This window comes from Pseudonocardia sp. GCM10023141 (assembly GCF_042653605.1).
On record NZ_JBHSIR010000082.1, the window covers coordinates 77621 to 92786 of the forward strand.

General features: G+C 73.8%; 12 protein-coding genes. 6 read left to right on the forward strand and 6 right to left on the reverse strand.

What is annotated here, in order from left to right; all coding sequences use genetic code 11:
* Window positions 1-6: 6 nt before the first annotated feature.
* A complete protein-coding gene (locus tag ACFPFQ_RS44850; protein ID WP_379629401.1) occupies window positions 7-1293 on the reverse strand; it encodes a sensor histidine kinase in 1287 nt (428 codons plus the stop codon).
* The gene (locus ACFPFQ_RS44855) at window positions 1293-1961 is read right to left on the reverse strand and encodes a response regulator transcription factor (RefSeq protein WP_379629402.1); all 669 of its coding nucleotides are present in this window, start codon (window positions 1959-1961) and stop codon (window positions 1293-1295) included. Before ACFPFQ_RS44855 ends, ACFPFQ_RS44850 begins: the two co-directional genes overlap by 1 nt.
* 134 nt (window positions 1962-2095) lie before the next feature.
* Between ACFPFQ_RS44855 and ACFPFQ_RS44860 the strand changes: the two genes are divergently transcribed.
* The gene (locus tag ACFPFQ_RS44860) at window positions 2096-2602 is read left to right on the forward strand and encodes a hypothetical protein (protein WP_379629403.1); all 507 of its coding nucleotides are present in this window, start codon (window positions 2096-2098) and stop codon (window positions 2600-2602) included.
* A gap of 132 nt (window positions 2603-2734) precedes the next feature.
* Here the strand turns inward: ACFPFQ_RS44860 and ACFPFQ_RS44865 are convergent, their stop codons facing one another.
* The gene (locus ACFPFQ_RS44865; RefSeq protein ID WP_379629404.1) at window positions 2735-3931 is read right to left on the reverse strand and encodes a hypothetical protein; all 1197 of its coding nucleotides are present in this window, start codon (window positions 3929-3931) and stop codon (window positions 2735-2737) included.
* 650 nt (window positions 3932-4581) lie between these two features.
* Here ACFPFQ_RS44865 and ACFPFQ_RS44870 point away from each other — a divergent pair.
* The gene (locus ACFPFQ_RS44870; RefSeq protein ID WP_379629405.1) at window positions 4582-5451 is read left to right on the forward strand and encodes a M23 family metallopeptidase; all 870 of its coding nucleotides are present in this window, start codon (window positions 4582-4584) and stop codon (window positions 5449-5451) included.
* 21 nt (window positions 5452-5472) lie between these two features.
* Here the strand turns inward: ACFPFQ_RS44870 and sthA are convergent, their stop codons facing one another.
* On the reverse strand, window positions 5473-6882 hold the full coding sequence (gene sthA, locus ACFPFQ_RS44875) for a Si-specific NAD(P)(+) transhydrogenase (RefSeq protein WP_379629406.1): 1410 nt from the start codon (window positions 6880-6882) through the stop codon (window positions 5473-5475).
* A gap of 250 nt (window positions 6883-7132) precedes the next feature.
* Between sthA and ACFPFQ_RS44880 the strand changes: the two genes are divergently transcribed.
* Entirely contained in the window at window positions 7133-8425 is a 1293-nt protein-coding gene (locus ACFPFQ_RS44880; protein ID WP_379629407.1) for a DUF4192 domain-containing protein, read from the forward strand.
* A 22-nt stretch (window positions 8426-8447) separates the two neighbouring features.
* Here the strand turns inward: ACFPFQ_RS44880 and galE are convergent, their stop codons facing one another.
* Both galE and ACFPFQ_RS44890 read right to left on the reverse strand, forming a co-directional pair.
* On the reverse strand, window positions 8448-9401 hold the full coding sequence (galE, locus tag ACFPFQ_RS44885; protein WP_379629408.1) for a UDP-glucose 4-epimerase GalE: 954 nt from the start codon (window positions 9399-9401) through the stop codon (window positions 8448-8450).
* Window positions 9402-9476: 75 nt separating this feature from the next.
* On the reverse strand, window positions 9477-10196 hold the full coding sequence (locus ACFPFQ_RS44890; protein ID WP_379629409.1) for a metal-dependent transcriptional regulator: 720 nt from the start codon (window positions 10194-10196) through the stop codon (window positions 9477-9479).
* 92 nt (window positions 10197-10288) lie between these two features.
* Here ACFPFQ_RS44890 and ACFPFQ_RS44895 point away from each other — a divergent pair, with 92 nt between their 5' ends.
* The 3 genes from ACFPFQ_RS44895 to ACFPFQ_RS44905 are packed head-to-tail and all read left to right on the forward strand — an operon-like array spanning window position 10289 to window position 15165.
* Window positions 10289-11149 (forward strand): sulfurtransferase, encoded by an 861-nt coding sequence (locus ACFPFQ_RS44895; RefSeq protein WP_379629525.1) that lies wholly within the window; start codon window positions 10289-10291, stop codon window positions 11147-11149.
* Window positions 11146-12318, forward strand: coding sequence for an acetoin utilization protein AcuC (locus tag ACFPFQ_RS44900; protein ID WP_379629410.1), 1173 nt, complete (start codon window positions 11146-11148; stop codon window positions 12316-12318). Before ACFPFQ_RS44895 ends, ACFPFQ_RS44900 begins: the two co-directional genes overlap by 4 nt.
* A gap of 3 nt (window positions 12319-12321) precedes the next feature.
* Window positions 12322-15165, forward strand: a complete 2844-nt coding sequence (locus ACFPFQ_RS44905) for a GNAT family N-acetyltransferase (RefSeq protein ID WP_379629411.1) — start codon at window positions 12322-12324, stop codon at window positions 15163-15165.
* Window position 15166: the final 1 nt, after the last annotated feature.

Genomic DNA, 15166 nt, shown 5'->3' on the forward strand with positions numbered 1-15166 from the left:
GCCCGGTCACGCCAGCGGCAGGCGCAGCCTCAGGTTGCCGCCCGCCCGGCCCGCCACCACCGCCAGCCCGCCACCGTGGCGGACCGCGATGTCGCGGGCGATGGCCAGCCCGAGCCCCGATCCGCCGGCGTCGCGCGCCCGCGCCTCGTCGAGGCGGGTGAAGCGGTCGAACACCGCCTCGCGCTGGTCCGGCGGGATGCCGGGGCCGTCGTCGCCGACCTCGAGCACGGCGTCGTCGCCGTGGGGCGCCAGCCGCACCACGACCGCGGCGTCGGCGTGGCGCACCGCGTTGTCGACGAGGTTGGCCACCAGCCTGCGCAACTGCTCTCCGGAGCCCTGCACGAGCACGCCCGCCCCGATCTGCAGGTCCACGCGGACGCCGGCCCGGCCGCGGCTGCGGGCGGCCTCCTCCGCGGCGACCTGGCCAAGGTCCACCTCCACCGCGGCAGGCTGCTCGCCCGCGTCGAGCCGGGCGAGCAGCAGCAGGTCGGCGGCGAGGCGTTGGATGCGGTCGACGTCGGCGAGCGCCTCGCTCGTGAGCGGCTGCGCCGGGGCGAGCTCCAGCCGGGTGCGCAGCACCGCCAGCGGGCTGCGCAGCTCGTGGGCGGCATCGGCCACGAACCGCTTCTGCTGCTCGACGGCGTGCTCGAGCCGGTCGAGCGTGCGGTTCGTCGTCTCCGCCAGGTGCGCGACCTCGTCGCCCGCATCGGGCACCGGGACGCGCCGGTGCAGGTCGGTGGCGGTGATGTCGGCCATCTCCTTGCGGATCGCGGACACCGGTGCCAGCGCGCGTCCGACGGCGAGCCAGGTGATCCCGGCGACGAGCAGCAGCAACGCTGGGATGCCGGGGATCAGCAGGGCCGTCAACGTGCTGAGCGCCTGCTGCGCGGGCAGCAGCGACAGCCTCGCCTCCACGGTGTAGGCGCCCGCCGCGGTCGCGACCGGTTCGGAGTAGGTGACGAACCCGTCACGTTCAGCGGCGGGAACCGCGACCGCGACCCCTGCCACGCCGGCCGGGGCGAAGGCGGTGTCGGCGGGAGCGAGCGGTCGGGCGATCACCCGCACGTCCGGGTCGGTGGCCGGCAGCGCGGCGGTGGCGCGCCCGGCGATCAGCTCGCCCGCGGTCACCGACACGCGGCGGGCGGCCTCCTGCTCGATGCTGTCGTGCAGGCTGTCGCTCAGCACCGAGACCAGCGCGAGCGCCGCGATGCCCAGCGCGACCGCGACGATCGCGGTGGCCGCGAGTGTGGTGCGCATCCGCACCGACAGCCGCAGGGCGAACGGGCTGCTCATCACGCCTCCAGCCGGTAGCCGGCTCCCCGCACCGTCACCAGCGACGTCCGCTCGAACGGAGCGTCGATCTTGCGCCGCAGCGCGCTGATGTACACCTCGACGATGTTCGGGTCGCCGTCGAACGCGAAGTCCCAGGCCTGCGCGAGCAGTTCTGACTTGGACACCACCTCGCCGGGTCGCCGCGCCAGCCCGTGCAGCACGGCGAACTCCTTCGGTGTCAGCGCGATGTCGGTGTCCCCGCGGCGGCAGCGCAGCCCGGCCGGGTCGATCGTCAGATCCCCGACCACGATCGACACCGGCCGCGCCGGGCCGCCGCGGCGCACGAGCGCGCGCAGCCGGGCCAGCAGCACCACGTAGGAGAACGGTTTGGCCAGGTAGTCGTCGGCGCCGGTGTCGAGCGCCTCCGCCTCGTCGTGCACCCCGTCCTTGGCAGTGAGCATGAGGATCGGCGTCCAGTTCTCGGCGTCGCGCAGCCGGGCGCAGACGGTGTAGCCGTTCATCCGCGGCAGCATCACGTCCAGGACGATCACGTCGTAGCTGTTCTCGCTCGCCATCCACAGGCCGTCGGGGCCGTCGTGGGCGACGTCGACGGCGAACCCCTCGCCTGCCAGCCCGCCCGAGAGCAGGTCGGTCAGCCGTCTTTCGTCCTCGACGAGCAGTACGCGCATGTCAGCCAGTGTGCCGGTCGGAAGCTATAGCCAACCTGAAGACGGGTTCGGCGATCTTCAGGCGGGGTTCAGGCTCCGGGCGCGAGTCTCTCCCCGTCCGATCCCGATGATCGTTTCGACCAGAGGAGAACTCGATGCGCATGCGCACCATGGCGGTGGCAGCACTCGCTGCCGCGACGCTGACGATCGGCGGTGGCGCGGCTGCCTTCGCGTCCACCCCGAGCACCACTCCGGGCCCGGCACCCGTCGGGCCCGGCACCGTGAAGTTCCTGTCCTGCAAGGACGGGAAGGTGCACCTGGAGGAGGCCCATGTCGTGCCCGCCGACGACGGCAACGGCGTGTCCATCACCACCGAGGACGGGCAGACCGTGACCAGGCCGACGGAGGGCGTGGGGCCGCGGGTGTTCACGGCGCTGCCAGCCACGGGGGCGCTCGCCGCCGAGGGGATTCCCGCGGGCCCGGACGGCTACGCGGTGGCCGTGCCGGCGACGCCCGGCGTCCCGACCGATGCCGTGCAGGGCCGCACGGCGTTGAGGAACGGCACGGAGGCCGGCACCCGCGCACTGGCGACCGAGATCCACGAGGGTGACCCCTGCCCGGCCGCCGTCCCGGTCGCAGTCCCCGCACTGCCGGCCCGGTAGTACCCGCGACCGTCGCACCGCACGGGGGCCGGGCTGGGGAGCCGGGCTGGGGAGCCGGGTGCAGCGGTCGCATCCAGGGGCCGTGCCGCTTGTCGGGGGAGCGGTACGGCCCCGCCGACGTTCCCGTCGTTCTCAGCGATGCCCGCGACGGGCGTCGGCCACCACTTCCTTGACACGATCGCGGATGCCGCGCATCTCGGTGAGGTAGAGCCAGTAGTCCGGGTGCACGCCGGTGAGCCGCTGCTGGGCGTTGTCGAGCCGCACCGACTGCGCGTCGAGTACCTGACCGAACTCGCGCACCAGCCCGCGGTCCACGACGAGCCGTTGCGCGTCGCGGAGCACGAAGCGCGTGTCGGCCGCCTCCTTCGCCGGGTCGGCGCGCACCTGCCGCAGATCGCCGAGCCTGCCGAGCACGGCGTCGTGGAGCAACTCGGCCCTGCCGAGCTGGGAACGGGCGGCGGCGATGTCGTCGGCCGCGTCGTCCCAGTCGCCGGCGTCGGCGCGACCGCGGGCCGAGGACAGCGCCCGCTCGGCCGTGGCGATGGCCTCGGTGGCCTGCTGCTCGGTGCCGACCAGGTCGTGGGAGCACGGTTCGGAGAACTCGCGGCGCAACGCCGACATCGCCGGCTCGATCTGGGCGGTCTTCGTGGTGGCCGCATCGCGTCGGGTGGCGACGCTCGTGATCGACGAACGGACCGAGGCGGCCGTGCGGGGCGCCTCGGCCGCCAGCGTGGCGGCGGAGCGGGCGAGATCGAGCGTGCGCTTGGCGAGCGTGGATCGTTCCCGCAGGCCGGAACCGGGGGCGTCGAGACCGACGGCGGCCTGCTCGGCCTCCGCGAGCCGCTGCGTGGCCCGCTTGGACCGGACGCCGGAGGCCTCGGCTTGCTGCACCGCCTTGCGGGCGTCGACCAGCGCGACGCGCGCCTCCTGCACCGTGCGCGGCAGCGTCGTCAGCGCGAAGGTGGCCTCGTCGAGCACGCGGGCATGGGTGGCACGGAACCGCGTGATGGCCTCGCGGGCGGCCTCGATCTGGCGCAGCGCCCGCTCGTCGGCGGCGCGCACCTCCGCGAAGCGGCGCGTGCCGTCGAGGGGGAACTCCGTGGTGGCCGTGAGGTAGGCCTCGGTCGCCCCGTCACACACCGCGGACACCTGCGCCCATGCCTCACCGAGCCGCCCGGCGCCGCCCGTCAGCTCCTCGGCGGCCAGCACCGCGTCGGCAGCGGCCCGCTGCTCGTCGTCGAGCGTGAGGAAGCCCTGGGTGGCGGCGTTGCGTGCGGCAAGCGTGGCTTCGTCGGGCGACGGATCGCGCCGATCTGACCTGCGGAACACCCACACCTCCTGTCCGTGCAGCGCCCGGCGCCGGATGATCGCACGGTACCCGGAACCGGTGTCCGGCCGCGCCGTGTGGACGGGCGCACCCGTGGGCCGCGGGGCGGTCGGGACACGCGGTGTGGCGAACCCGCCCGGCGCTTGACGGGCGACCGACGATCATTGTCGATCATGTCGTGGCCGCCGCCGGGCGCAAACCGCACGTCGACCGACGTCCGCCACTGCTCCGTTCGTCGGTACCGCAGGCCGGGGACGACCACACAGCGCAACGGCGGGTGCCGTCGTCCGGGGGAGAGGTGTCCATCCTGCGGTAAGCGGCGAGCCGCCGATCCGGCGTGTCGCGCCGACACGCCGATCCGGCCGCTCGCCGCGCCGCCCGGTCCGGCGGCCTCAGTCCCGGCCTTCGGAGGGCAACTCCGCCGCCGGATGCGGTTAGCGTCCTCCACGGATCGATAACGGCACGGTCACAGAACCGGACACGGACCACCTCCCCAGTGGTCCGCCCCGACTCCCCGACGGGGACGTCCGGCCGCGCCGTCGGATCTGGAAGGAAATAGGTCGTGGCACGGCACCGCTCCCCCTCGGGCCGTCGCGCACACCTCGGGTCCCCGCTGTCGTTCAGCATGGCGACAGCGGGGGCCGGTGGCGGCGTGGCCGGTTCGCTCCCCGTCCCCTCGTTCTCCGCTCCCCAGCTCGCACTCCCGGAGTTCTCGCTCCCCGAGTTCTCCCTCCCGCGCATCCCCGTGCCGCGGCTGCCCGCCGGGCTGACGTCGTCGGTACCCGCGCGCGTCGTCGCCACGGCGCTCGTCGGTGGCGCGTTGGCCGCCGCAGGCCAGCACGCGCTCGCCGATGCGCTCCCGCGTGCTGCCGACGGCGCCAACGTCCTGCGGATGGGCGTCGAGGGTCTGCTGGGCGCGCCGCACGACACGGTCGCCCGTGAGGTGCCCGACGTCATCTCCTACGAGGCCGTCGCCGTCGCCCCCGTGGCCCCGGCACCGGTCGTGGCCACCGCGGACGACCTGGTCAAGGCCGCCGACATCCAGAGCGCCGCGGCCGCTGCCGCCGCCACGGCTGCCGCGGCCGCCGCGGCGGAGGCGAAGGCCGCCGAGGCCGCGAAGGCCATCCCGCACGGCCCTGCCGGCGGCATCCAGATGGTCGTCGGTCAGCTCTCGTCGGGCTTCGGTGGCCGCTGGGGCACCGTGCACCAGGGCCTCGACATCGCCGCCCCCATCGGCACGCCGATCCGGGTGCCGCTCGCGGGCACCGTCATCAGCTCCGGCCCCGCCGACGGGTTCGGCATGTGGGTGCGGGTCCAGCACGCCGACGGCACCATCACCGTGTACGGCCACATCAACCGCTCGTTCGTCACCGTCGGGCAGAAGGTGGCGGCGGGTGACGAGATCGCCGAGGTGGGCAACCGCGGCCAGTCCACCGGCCCCCACCTGCACATCGGCGTGATGGTCAACGGCGCCTACGTCGACCCGCGGCCCTGGCTCGACCGCAACGGCATCGGGTACTGACGGCGCCGGCCACGGACGGGGTCAGTCGCCCTCGAACGCGGCCAGCGCCCGGATCTTGTTGGTGACGTCGAGCGCTGCCACCTTGTAGGCCTCCGACAGCGTCGGGTAGTTGAGCACCGTGTCCACGAGGTAGTCCACGGTGCCGCCGCACCCCATGATCGCCTGCCCGATGTGCACCAGGTCGGTGGCGTTGGTGCCGAAGACGTGCACGCCCAGCAGGGAGCGGTCCTCCGTCGACACCAGCAGCTTGAGCATGCCGTAGGAGTCGCCGACGATCGCGCCGCGGGCCAGCTCGCGGTAGCGCGACATCCCCACCTCGTACGGCACGGCCGACTGCGTCAGCTCGGCCTCGGTCTTCCCGCAGTAGGAGATCTCGGGCACCGTGTAGATGCCGATGGGCTGCAGGCTGCGCAGCTCCCGCACCGGCTCACCGAACGCGTGGCAGGCCGCGATGCGGCCCTGGTCCATGCTCGTGGCGGCCAGCGCGGGGAAGCCGATCACGTCGCCGACGGCGAAGATGTGCGGCACCGCCGTGCGGTACTGGGCGTCGACCGCGAGGCGGCCGCGATCGTCGGCCGCCAACCCGGCGTTCTCGAGATCGAGCTCGGCCGTCACACCCTGGCGCCCCGCCGAGTACATGACCATGTCGGCCGCGATCCGCTTGCCGCTCGCGAGGCTCGTGACGGTGCCGCGCGAGGTGATCTCGACCTTCTGCACCTCCTCGCCGAAGCGGAAGGTCACCGCCTGGTCGCGCAGGTGGAACTTCAGCGACTCCACCACCTCGGGATCGCAGAAGTCCAGCATCTGCGGCCGCTTCTCCACCACGGTGACCCGGGAGCCCAGTGCCGCGAACATCGACGCGTACTCGATGCCGATCACCCCCGCCCCGACCACCACGAGCGAGCCGGGCACCCGCTGCAGCTTCAGCACCGCGTCGGAGTCGATGACGTGGTCGTCGTCGAACTCCACCTGCGGCGGCCGCGCCGGCCGGGTGCCCGTCGCGATCACGATGTTGGCCGCGGTGACGGTGGCGTGGTCGCTGCGGGCGGCACCGTCCACCGCGACGGTGTGGGCGTCCACGAAGCGGGCCGTGCCGGGCAGCAGGTCGACGTGGTTGCGCAGCAGCTGGCTGCGGATCACCTCGACCTCGCGGCCCACGACGTGCGCCGTGCGCGCCAGCAGGTCGGCGATGGTGATCTCGGACTTCACGCGGTAGCTGGCGCCGTACATGTCCCGCTGGGAGAACCCGGTGAGGTAGAGGACGGCCTCACGCAGCGTCTTGGACGGGATGGTGCCGGTGTTGACGCAGACCCCGCCCATCATGTTGCGGCGTTCCGCCACACCCACGCGCTTGCCCAGCTTGGCCGCCGCGATGGCGGCCTTCTGACCGCCCGGGCCCGAACCGATCACCAGCAGGTCGTAGTCGTACATCGATGCCCTTCCGCGCGGTGGCTCACCGATCGGTGCCGGGACTTCCCGGTCGCCGGGGCCAGCCTCGCCGCCGCGCGCCCGCCCGGCAAGCCGGGCAGGTTAACAGTCCACGACGACATGTCGTCGCGATCGTGGACCGCTGGGCCGGAGTTGTCCCCATCAGGCCGATAACGCCCTTTCCGGCCCGATCGCTCCACAGCCGAACGGTCGGTCCGGCCCGCCGCCCGCCGATCTGCCGCACGATCGCCCCATGCCGACACCCCGCTCCACCCCCGACCGCAGCTCCACCCCGGACCGCAGTCACGCCCCGAGCGGGCCACCACTGCGCACCCTCCCCGGGTCGCCACCCCCCGAACCGATGGTGGTGCGGGTCCGCCAACCCGATGAGCTGATCGCCACGATCCCGCTGGTCCTCGGCTTCCACCCCAGCCGTTCGCTCGTGCTCGTCGCCACCGGGGGCGAGTCCGGGCGCCGGCTGGGGCTCACCGTGCGGGTCGACATCCCCGAACCCGCGCACGCCGCCGCCGTCGCGGCCTCGGCCGCGCAGGGCCTGCTGCGGGATGCACCGGTGGGGGCGGCGGTGATCGTCGTCGACGAGTGGCAACGCGGTGGCGGCGACGGCGCCGATCCGCCGGGGCGGGCGCTGGCCGATCTCGTCAGTGCCGAGCTGGAACGGGCCGAGGTCGCGGTCCACTCCGTGATGTGGGCCGCGGGCACCACGGCCGGCTCCCGATGGGCCTGCTACGACGCCTGCTGCGGTGGGGTACTGCCCGATCCGTCGGGCACGTCGCTCGCGGCCGCTGCGGTGCTGGGTGGCCAGGTGGTCTACGCCGATCGCGCCGCGCTCGAGCGGGCCGTCGCCCCGGCCGATCCGGAGCGGCTCCGCCGCCGCGAGGAGCTGCTGCTCGAGGCCATCGATGCGGCCACCGGCGCCATCGATCCGGACGCCGCGTTCGCCACCTCCACCTTCTGGGACGGTTCCGACCCCGAACACTGGGACCGGGTGGGGGACCCTTCTCGGCTCGATCTCGAGGGAGCCCTCTGGAGCGAGGCCGCCGCTGCCGAGGGCACCGCCACCATCGACGCCGCCGTGGCCGCCGCCGCGGCGGGCCGGCTCGAGCTCGACGACCACGCGGTCGTGCGACTCGCGATGGCGCTCGCCGTGCCGGTGGTGCGCGACGGCGCCATCCGCCACAGCTGCGGGCCGCAGGCAGCCGCCGCCGAGCAGCTGTGGGCGGCCCTCACCCGGGAGACTCCCGATCCGGAGGCTGCCGAACCGGCCACCCTGCTGGCCGTGGCGGCGCTGCTGCGCGGCGACGGCGCACTGGCCAACGTCGCGCTCGACCGGGCCGAGCGGGCCTGGCCGGGCCACCGGCCCGCCCGGTTGCTGCGCACGGTCGCCGAAACCGGAATCCGGCCCTCGGCGCTGCGGTCGGTGCTCGGACCGGACTCCACGGCCCCGAACGATCCGTGCGGGTGCACCCAGACTTCGCATGCCGTCGCAGGTCCTCGCACACGTTCCACACCCTGCGAGCACGGGTAACGATGTGCGAAGTCGGGAGAGACTAGCGGTCGCGGCTGAACGCCCAGGCGTCGCCGACGATCGTGGCGAGGTCGGTGCGCTCCGGGCGCCAGCCCAGCTCGGTGGCGGCAGCCTCGCTGGAGGCCACGAGCACGGCCGGGTCACCGTCGCGGCGGGGCGCGATCACCATGGGGATCGGGTGGCCGGTCACCGCGCGGCAGGCCTCGATCACCTCGCGCACGGAGAATCCCTGGCCCGAACCGAGGTTGTACACGGCGTGCCGGCCGGCGGTGGCGTGCTGCAGCGCCAGCAGGTGGGCGGCGGCGAGGTCGTCCACGTGGATGTAGTCGCGCACGCACGTGCCGTCGGGGGTGGGCCAGTCGTCACCGAACACCTGCACCGACTCGCGCTTGCCGGCCGCCACCTGCAGCACGATCGGGATCAGGTGCGTCTCCACGGTGTGGCGCTCGCCGAAGCGGTCGTGGGCGCCCGCCACGTTGAAGTACCGCAGGCTCACCGCGGCCAGCCCGTGCGCCGTGGCGTAGGAGCTGATCATGTTGTCGATGGCCAGCTTGCTGGCGCCGTACGGGTTGGTCGGGCGGGTGGCGGCGTCCTCACGGATCGGCACCTGCTCGGGCTGGCCGTAGGTGGCGGCGGTGGAGGAGAACACCAGCCGCGGGGTGCTGTGGCGGCGCATCGCCTCGAGCAGCGCCAGCGTCACCACCACGTTGCCCTGCCAGTAGAGCTCGGGGCGCTGCACCGATTCGCCCACGAGCGAGCGGGCCGCGAAGTGCAGCACGCCGTCGAAGCCGTCGGCGAGCAGCTCGTCGGCCGCCTCGGCGAGGTCGGCCTTCACGAACTGCGCCCCGTCGGGCACGGCGTCGGCGTGGCCGGTGGACAGGTCGTCCACCACGGTCACGTCGTGCCCGGCGGCCACCAGGTGGGCTGCGTTGACACTGCCGACGTAGCCGGCTCCGCCGGTCACGAGCAACTTCACGGGACGTCTCCTCGGAGTCGGGTCAGGTGGCGGGCCCACCGTCTCATGGGTGGCTCACCCGGCTCCGTGGGGGCGTCAGCGAGCCCGCACCAGCACCGCGTGGGCGATCAGCGGGGCCACGCTGGAGATGCCGCTGTTCCAGTGGATCGGCACGGCGTCACCGAAGCGGGCGATCGACTGCACGTCCACGTCCTGGCCGGGCACGATGCCCGAACCCTTCAGGTCGGCCATGAGGTCGGAGTCCATCTGCACGTGCTCGGCGATCCGGCGCACCTGCACCTTGCCGCCGCCGCGCCGGGCGAACTCGTCGAGGCGTTGCAGGCCCACCTCGAGCAGCGGGGGAGCAGACACCTCCTCCGGCACCGAGTTCGGCGGCCGGGTGAGCTCCTCGAGTCCGGGGATGGGGTTGCCGTAGGGCGACATCGTGGGGTTGTCGAGCAGCTGCACGAGCTTGCGCTCCACGGCCTCGCTCATGACGTGCTCCCAGCGGCACGCCTCGGCGTGCACCAGCTCCCACTCCAGCCCGATCACGTCCGAGAGGAGCCGCTCGGCCAGCCGATGTTTGCGCATCACGGCAACCGCGCGCGAGCGCCCGACGCCCGTGAGCTCCAGGTGGCGGTCGCCGGCCACGATCACCAACCCGTCGCGCTCCATCCGCGCAACGGTCTGGCTCACCGTGGGCCCGCTCTGGCCGAGGCGCTCGGCGATCCGCGCACGCAGCGGAACCACGCCCTCTTCTTCAAGTTCGTAGATCGTGCGCAGGTACATCTCGGTGGTATCGATGAGCTCGTTCACGCCCACAGCCCTTTCGTCAAGTCCCATCCTATCCGGGCAACGCGTCGCATGGCCCAGCACATACCGGCAGGATGGGGGGCGTGGTCGCATTCCTGGCTCCCCTGCTCTCCGCCCCGGACCTCGCCGATGCGCTGGCGACGCCGGATCCGGCACTGCGGCCGGTCGTCCTGGACGTCCGGCACCGGATCGGTGGCCCACCCGGTCGACCCGATCATGACAGTGCGCACCTGCCCGGTGCCGTCTTCCTCGACCTCGATCTCGATCTGGCCGATCCGCCGGGTGCGGGTGGTCGCCATCCACTGCCCGATCCCGCCCGGCTGCAGGAGGCGCTCCGCCGGGCCGGGATCTCCGACGACTCCCTGGTCGTCGCCCATGACGACGGCAACGGCCTGGCGGCCGTGCGGGCCTGGTGGGTGCTGCGCTGGGCCGGGTTGCCCGCCCACCACGTCGCGGTGCTCAACGGCGGTTTCGCCGGGTGGGTCGCCGCCGGCCTGCCCACCACCGCCGAGCCGTCTCGCCCGGCGCCGGGCACGGTCACTGTCCGGCCGGGATCCATGCCGGTCGCCGACGCCGAGGGCGCTGCCGAGCTGGGTCGCACCGGCGTCCTGATCGACGCCAGGGCGGCTGCGCGCTACCGCGGCGAGACCGAGCCGATCGATCCCGTGGCCGGTCACGTCCCGGGCGCGCACAACGTGCCCGTGCTCGACTTCGCCGGCGCCGACGGCCGCTGGCCGGCACCGGCGGAGCTGGCCACCCGGTTCGCCGGGCTCGACATCGGTGGGCCCGACGTCGGCGCCTACTGCGGGTCCGGCGTCACGGCGGCGGCGCTGGTGCTCGGAGCCGAGTACGCGGGCCTTCGGGCGCCCGAGGCGCCGATCACCCTGTACGCGGGCTCGTGGTCGCACTGGGTCACCGATCCGCAACGTCCCGTCGCCGTCGGGGACCGACCGTGAGCCCCCGCGCGGCGGTCGTCTGGACGCCCCGGTTCCTCACCTACGACCTCGGCGACGACCACCCGCTCGATCCCGTGCGCCTCGACCTGACGATGCGACTGGCCACCGAGCTCGGGGTGCTCGACGGCATCACGCCGCTCGAGCCCACCCAGGCGCCCGACACCGAGGTCATGCGCATCCACGTGCCCTCCTACCTGACGGCGGTCAAGACCGCGCCGGAGGCCCCCTACCGCGTGGGCCACGGGCTGGGCACCGAGGACAACCCGATCTTCATGGGCATGCACGAGGCCAGCGCGCTGGTCTGCGGCGGGTCCCTGCTCGCGGCACGGGAGATCGCCGAGGGCCGCGCCGACCGCGCCGTCACCATCGCGGGCGGCCTGCACCACGCGATGGCCGACCACGCCTCCGGGTTCTGCGTCTACAACGACTGCGCGGTCGCCATCTCCTGGCTGCTCGACCACGGCTTCGACCGCATCGCCTACGTGGATGTCGATGTCCACCACGGCGACGGTGTCCAGGCGGCGTTCTACACCGACCCGCGGGTGCTCACGATCTCCCTGCACCAGCATCCGCTCACGCTGTGGCCGGGCACCGGATGGCCGGGGGAGTACGGCGGCGCCGACGGGGCCGGCTACGCCGTCAACGTGCCGCTGCCACCCGGCACGGGCGACAGCGGCTGGCTGCGCGCCTTCAACGCCGTGGTCCCGTCGCTGCTGGGGGCGTTCCGGCCGCAGATCCTCGTCACGCAGTGCGGCGTCGACACCCACGCCGAGGATCCGCTGGCAAACCTCGGCCTGTCGGTCGACGGCCACCGGGAGATCTACCGCAGGCTGCGCGAGCTGGCAGCCGAGACGGCGGGCGGCAAGTGGCTCGCCACCGGCGGGGGTGGGTACGGGCTGTTCCGGGTGGTGCCGCGGTCGTGGACCCACCTGATCGCCACGGTGCTCGACCGCGACATCGACGGCGGGCAGGCGGTGCCGCCGGGCTGGACGGCGCACACCGAGGGCCTCACCGGCCAGCAGTTGCCCACCACCATGACCGACGGCCACGACACCCGGTTCGCGCCGTGGGGCGACGGCGCAGGCGAGCGCGTCGACACGGCCGTGCTCGACGCCCGCCGCGCGGTGTTCCCGCTGCACGGCCTCGACCCCGACGATCCCCGGGACTGACCCATGGAGATCCCGGTCCCGGACGGCGGTGCCCATCAGGAGGGCGTCGCGCAGGAGGGCGTCGCGCAGGAGGGCGTCCCGGCGGTGAGCCCAGCGGCGCCGCCGGCCTACCCCCGCCACTGGGAGGCCGACGTCGTCGCGAGCGACGGCGGCATCGTGCACCTGCGACCGATCCTGCCCGGTGATGCCGAAGCGCTGCTGCGCTTCCACGAGTCGCTGTCCGAACGCACCCGCTACCTGCGGTTCTTCGGCCCCTACCCGCGGATCCCGCCACGCGATCTCGAACGGTTCACCACGGTCGACCACCGCACCAGGGTGGCGTTCCTCTGCCTGCTCGGCGACGAGATCATCGCGGTCGGGCGCTACGAGGGGCTCTCGGCGGGCGGTGGCGCCGCCACCGAGACCGCACCGACCCCGGGCGGCTCGGCGGAGGTGGCGTTCGTCGCGCGCGACGAGCACCAGGGCCGGGGGCTCGGCTCGATCCTGCTGGAGCACCTGGCCGCGGCCGCGCGGGAGAACGGGCTGGGCCGGTTCGAGGCCGAGGTGCTGGTGGAGAACCACCAGATGGTGCGGGTGTTCCGGGAGGCCGGCTACCACGTCAGCCGCGCGTTCGCCGACGGCGTGCTGCACCTGGAGTTCGCCATCGACCCCACCGAGCGGTCGCTGGCCGTGCGCGACGCGCGCGAGCAGCGAGCCGAGGCCCGCAGCGTGCACAACGTGCTGCACCCCAGGTCCGTCGCGGTGATCGGAGCGTCCACCGACCCGTCCAAGATCGGTCATGCGATGCTCGCCAACCTGTTGCGCGGCAACTTCACGGGCCCGGTCTTCCCCGTCAACCCGGACGCGCGGTCGGTGCGCGGCGTTCGGGCGTACGCCTCGGTCACCGACATCCCCGACGAGGTCGACCTCGCGGTGGTCGCGGTGCCCGCCGCCGGCATCGACGAGGTCATGGACTCCTGCCTGGCGAAGGGGGTCAAGGCGCTCGTCGTCGTCAGTGCGGGGTTCGCCGACGCGGGTGCCGGTGGCACGGTGGCCGAGCGGCGGCTCGTCGCGGAGGCCAGGGCCCACGGCATGCGCGTGATCGGGCCCAACGCGCTCGGCGTCGCCAACACCGCACCCGCGGTCCGCCTCAACGCCACGCTGGCACCCGACGTGCCCGGCAGCGGGCGGGTCGGGTTCTTCTCGCAGTCCGGCGCGTTGGGCATCGCCATCCTCGCGGCGGCGAAGAGCCGCGGGCTGGGCCTGTCCACGTTCGTCTCGGCCGGCAACCGCGCCGACCTGTCGGGCAACGACCTGCTGCAGTACTGGCAGACCGACCCGGCCACCGACGTCGTCCTGCTCTACCTGGAGACGTTCGGCAACCCGCGCAAGTTCGCCAGGCTGGCCCGGCGGCTGGCCCGCACCAAGCCGATCGTGGCGGTGAAGAGCGGCCGCCACTCCGGGCCCACGCGGGCGCTGGCCGCCACCTCCGCCCCCATCGACGACGCCAGCGTGCGGGCGCTGTTCGAGCAGGCAGGCGTCATCCGCGTCGAGACGCTGTCGGAGCTGTTCGACACCGCGCTGCTGCTGGCCTACCAGCCGCTGCCCGACGGGCCGGGCGTCGCGGTGGTCGGCAACTCCAGTGCGCTGGGCCTGCTCGTCGCCGACGCGCTGCTCGACGAGGGCATGGAGCTGACCGGTCATCCGATCGACGTGGGCGCGGCCGCCTCACCCGAGGAGCTGGCGACCGCGGTGTCGGCGGCACTGGCCGACGACACCGTCCACGCGCTCGTCGCGGTCTTCGTGCCGCCCGTGGCCACACCGGGCGCGGTTTACGCGCGGGCGTTGCGCGAAGCCGTCGCGGGCACCGCCAAACCGGTGGCTGCGGTCTTCCTGGCCGCCGAGGGGGTGCCGGCCGAGCTGGCCGTACCCGGTCCCGACGGGTCACCGGGCACCGGCTCGGTGCCCAGCTACTCGAGCCCGGAACGGGCGGCGGCGGCACTGGCGCGGGTCAGCCGCTACGCGCGCTGGCGGTCCCGGCCGGTGGGCGAGTTCGGCACGCCCGACGGTGTCGACACCGAGCGGGCCCGCGCGCTCGTCGCGAAGCTCGCCCCACCACAACCGCAACAGCAGCCCCGGCAGCTCACCGACCCCGAGGTGCTCGACCTGCTGGCCTGCTACGGCATCCCGGTCACCGAGTACCGCCAGGCCCACGGCGTCGACGAGGCCGTGGCCGCCGCCCACGACCTCGGCTACCCCGTGGTGCTCAAGGCGATCGGGGAGCGCTGGCACCGCCGCGGCGACTTCGTGGGCGTCCGGCTCGACGTCGACACGGCCGCCGTGCTGCGCCGCGCCCACGCCGACCTCGTGAAGGTCACCGGCGAGGACGAGGTCTACGTGCAGCGGATGGCGCCCAAGGGGGTGTCGTGCGTGCTGGAGATCGTCGACGACCCCTCGTTCGGGTCGCTGCTGTCGTTCGGGCTCTCCGGGCTCGCCACCGAACTGCTCGGCGACCGCGCGTTCCGGGTGGTCCCGGTGTCCGATCAGGACGCTGCGGCGCTGGTCCGGGCACCGCGGGCGGCACCGCTGCTGGCCGGCTACCGCGGCACCGAGCCCACCGACCTCGCCGCGCTGGAAGAGCTGGTGCTGCGGGTCGGGAAGATCGCCGAGGATCTGCCCGAGATCCGCTCGTTGCGCCTCGACCCGGTGCTCGTCTCGGCCCGGGGCGCGTACGTCACCGGCGCGCGGATCGCGCTCGGCCCCCCACCCACGCGCAACGACGGCGGCCCGCGCCGCCTGCTGGACCTGGGCGTGCCGGATCTGGGCCTGCCGGATCGGGATGGAGACGGCCCCGCTGCAGGGGCGTAGC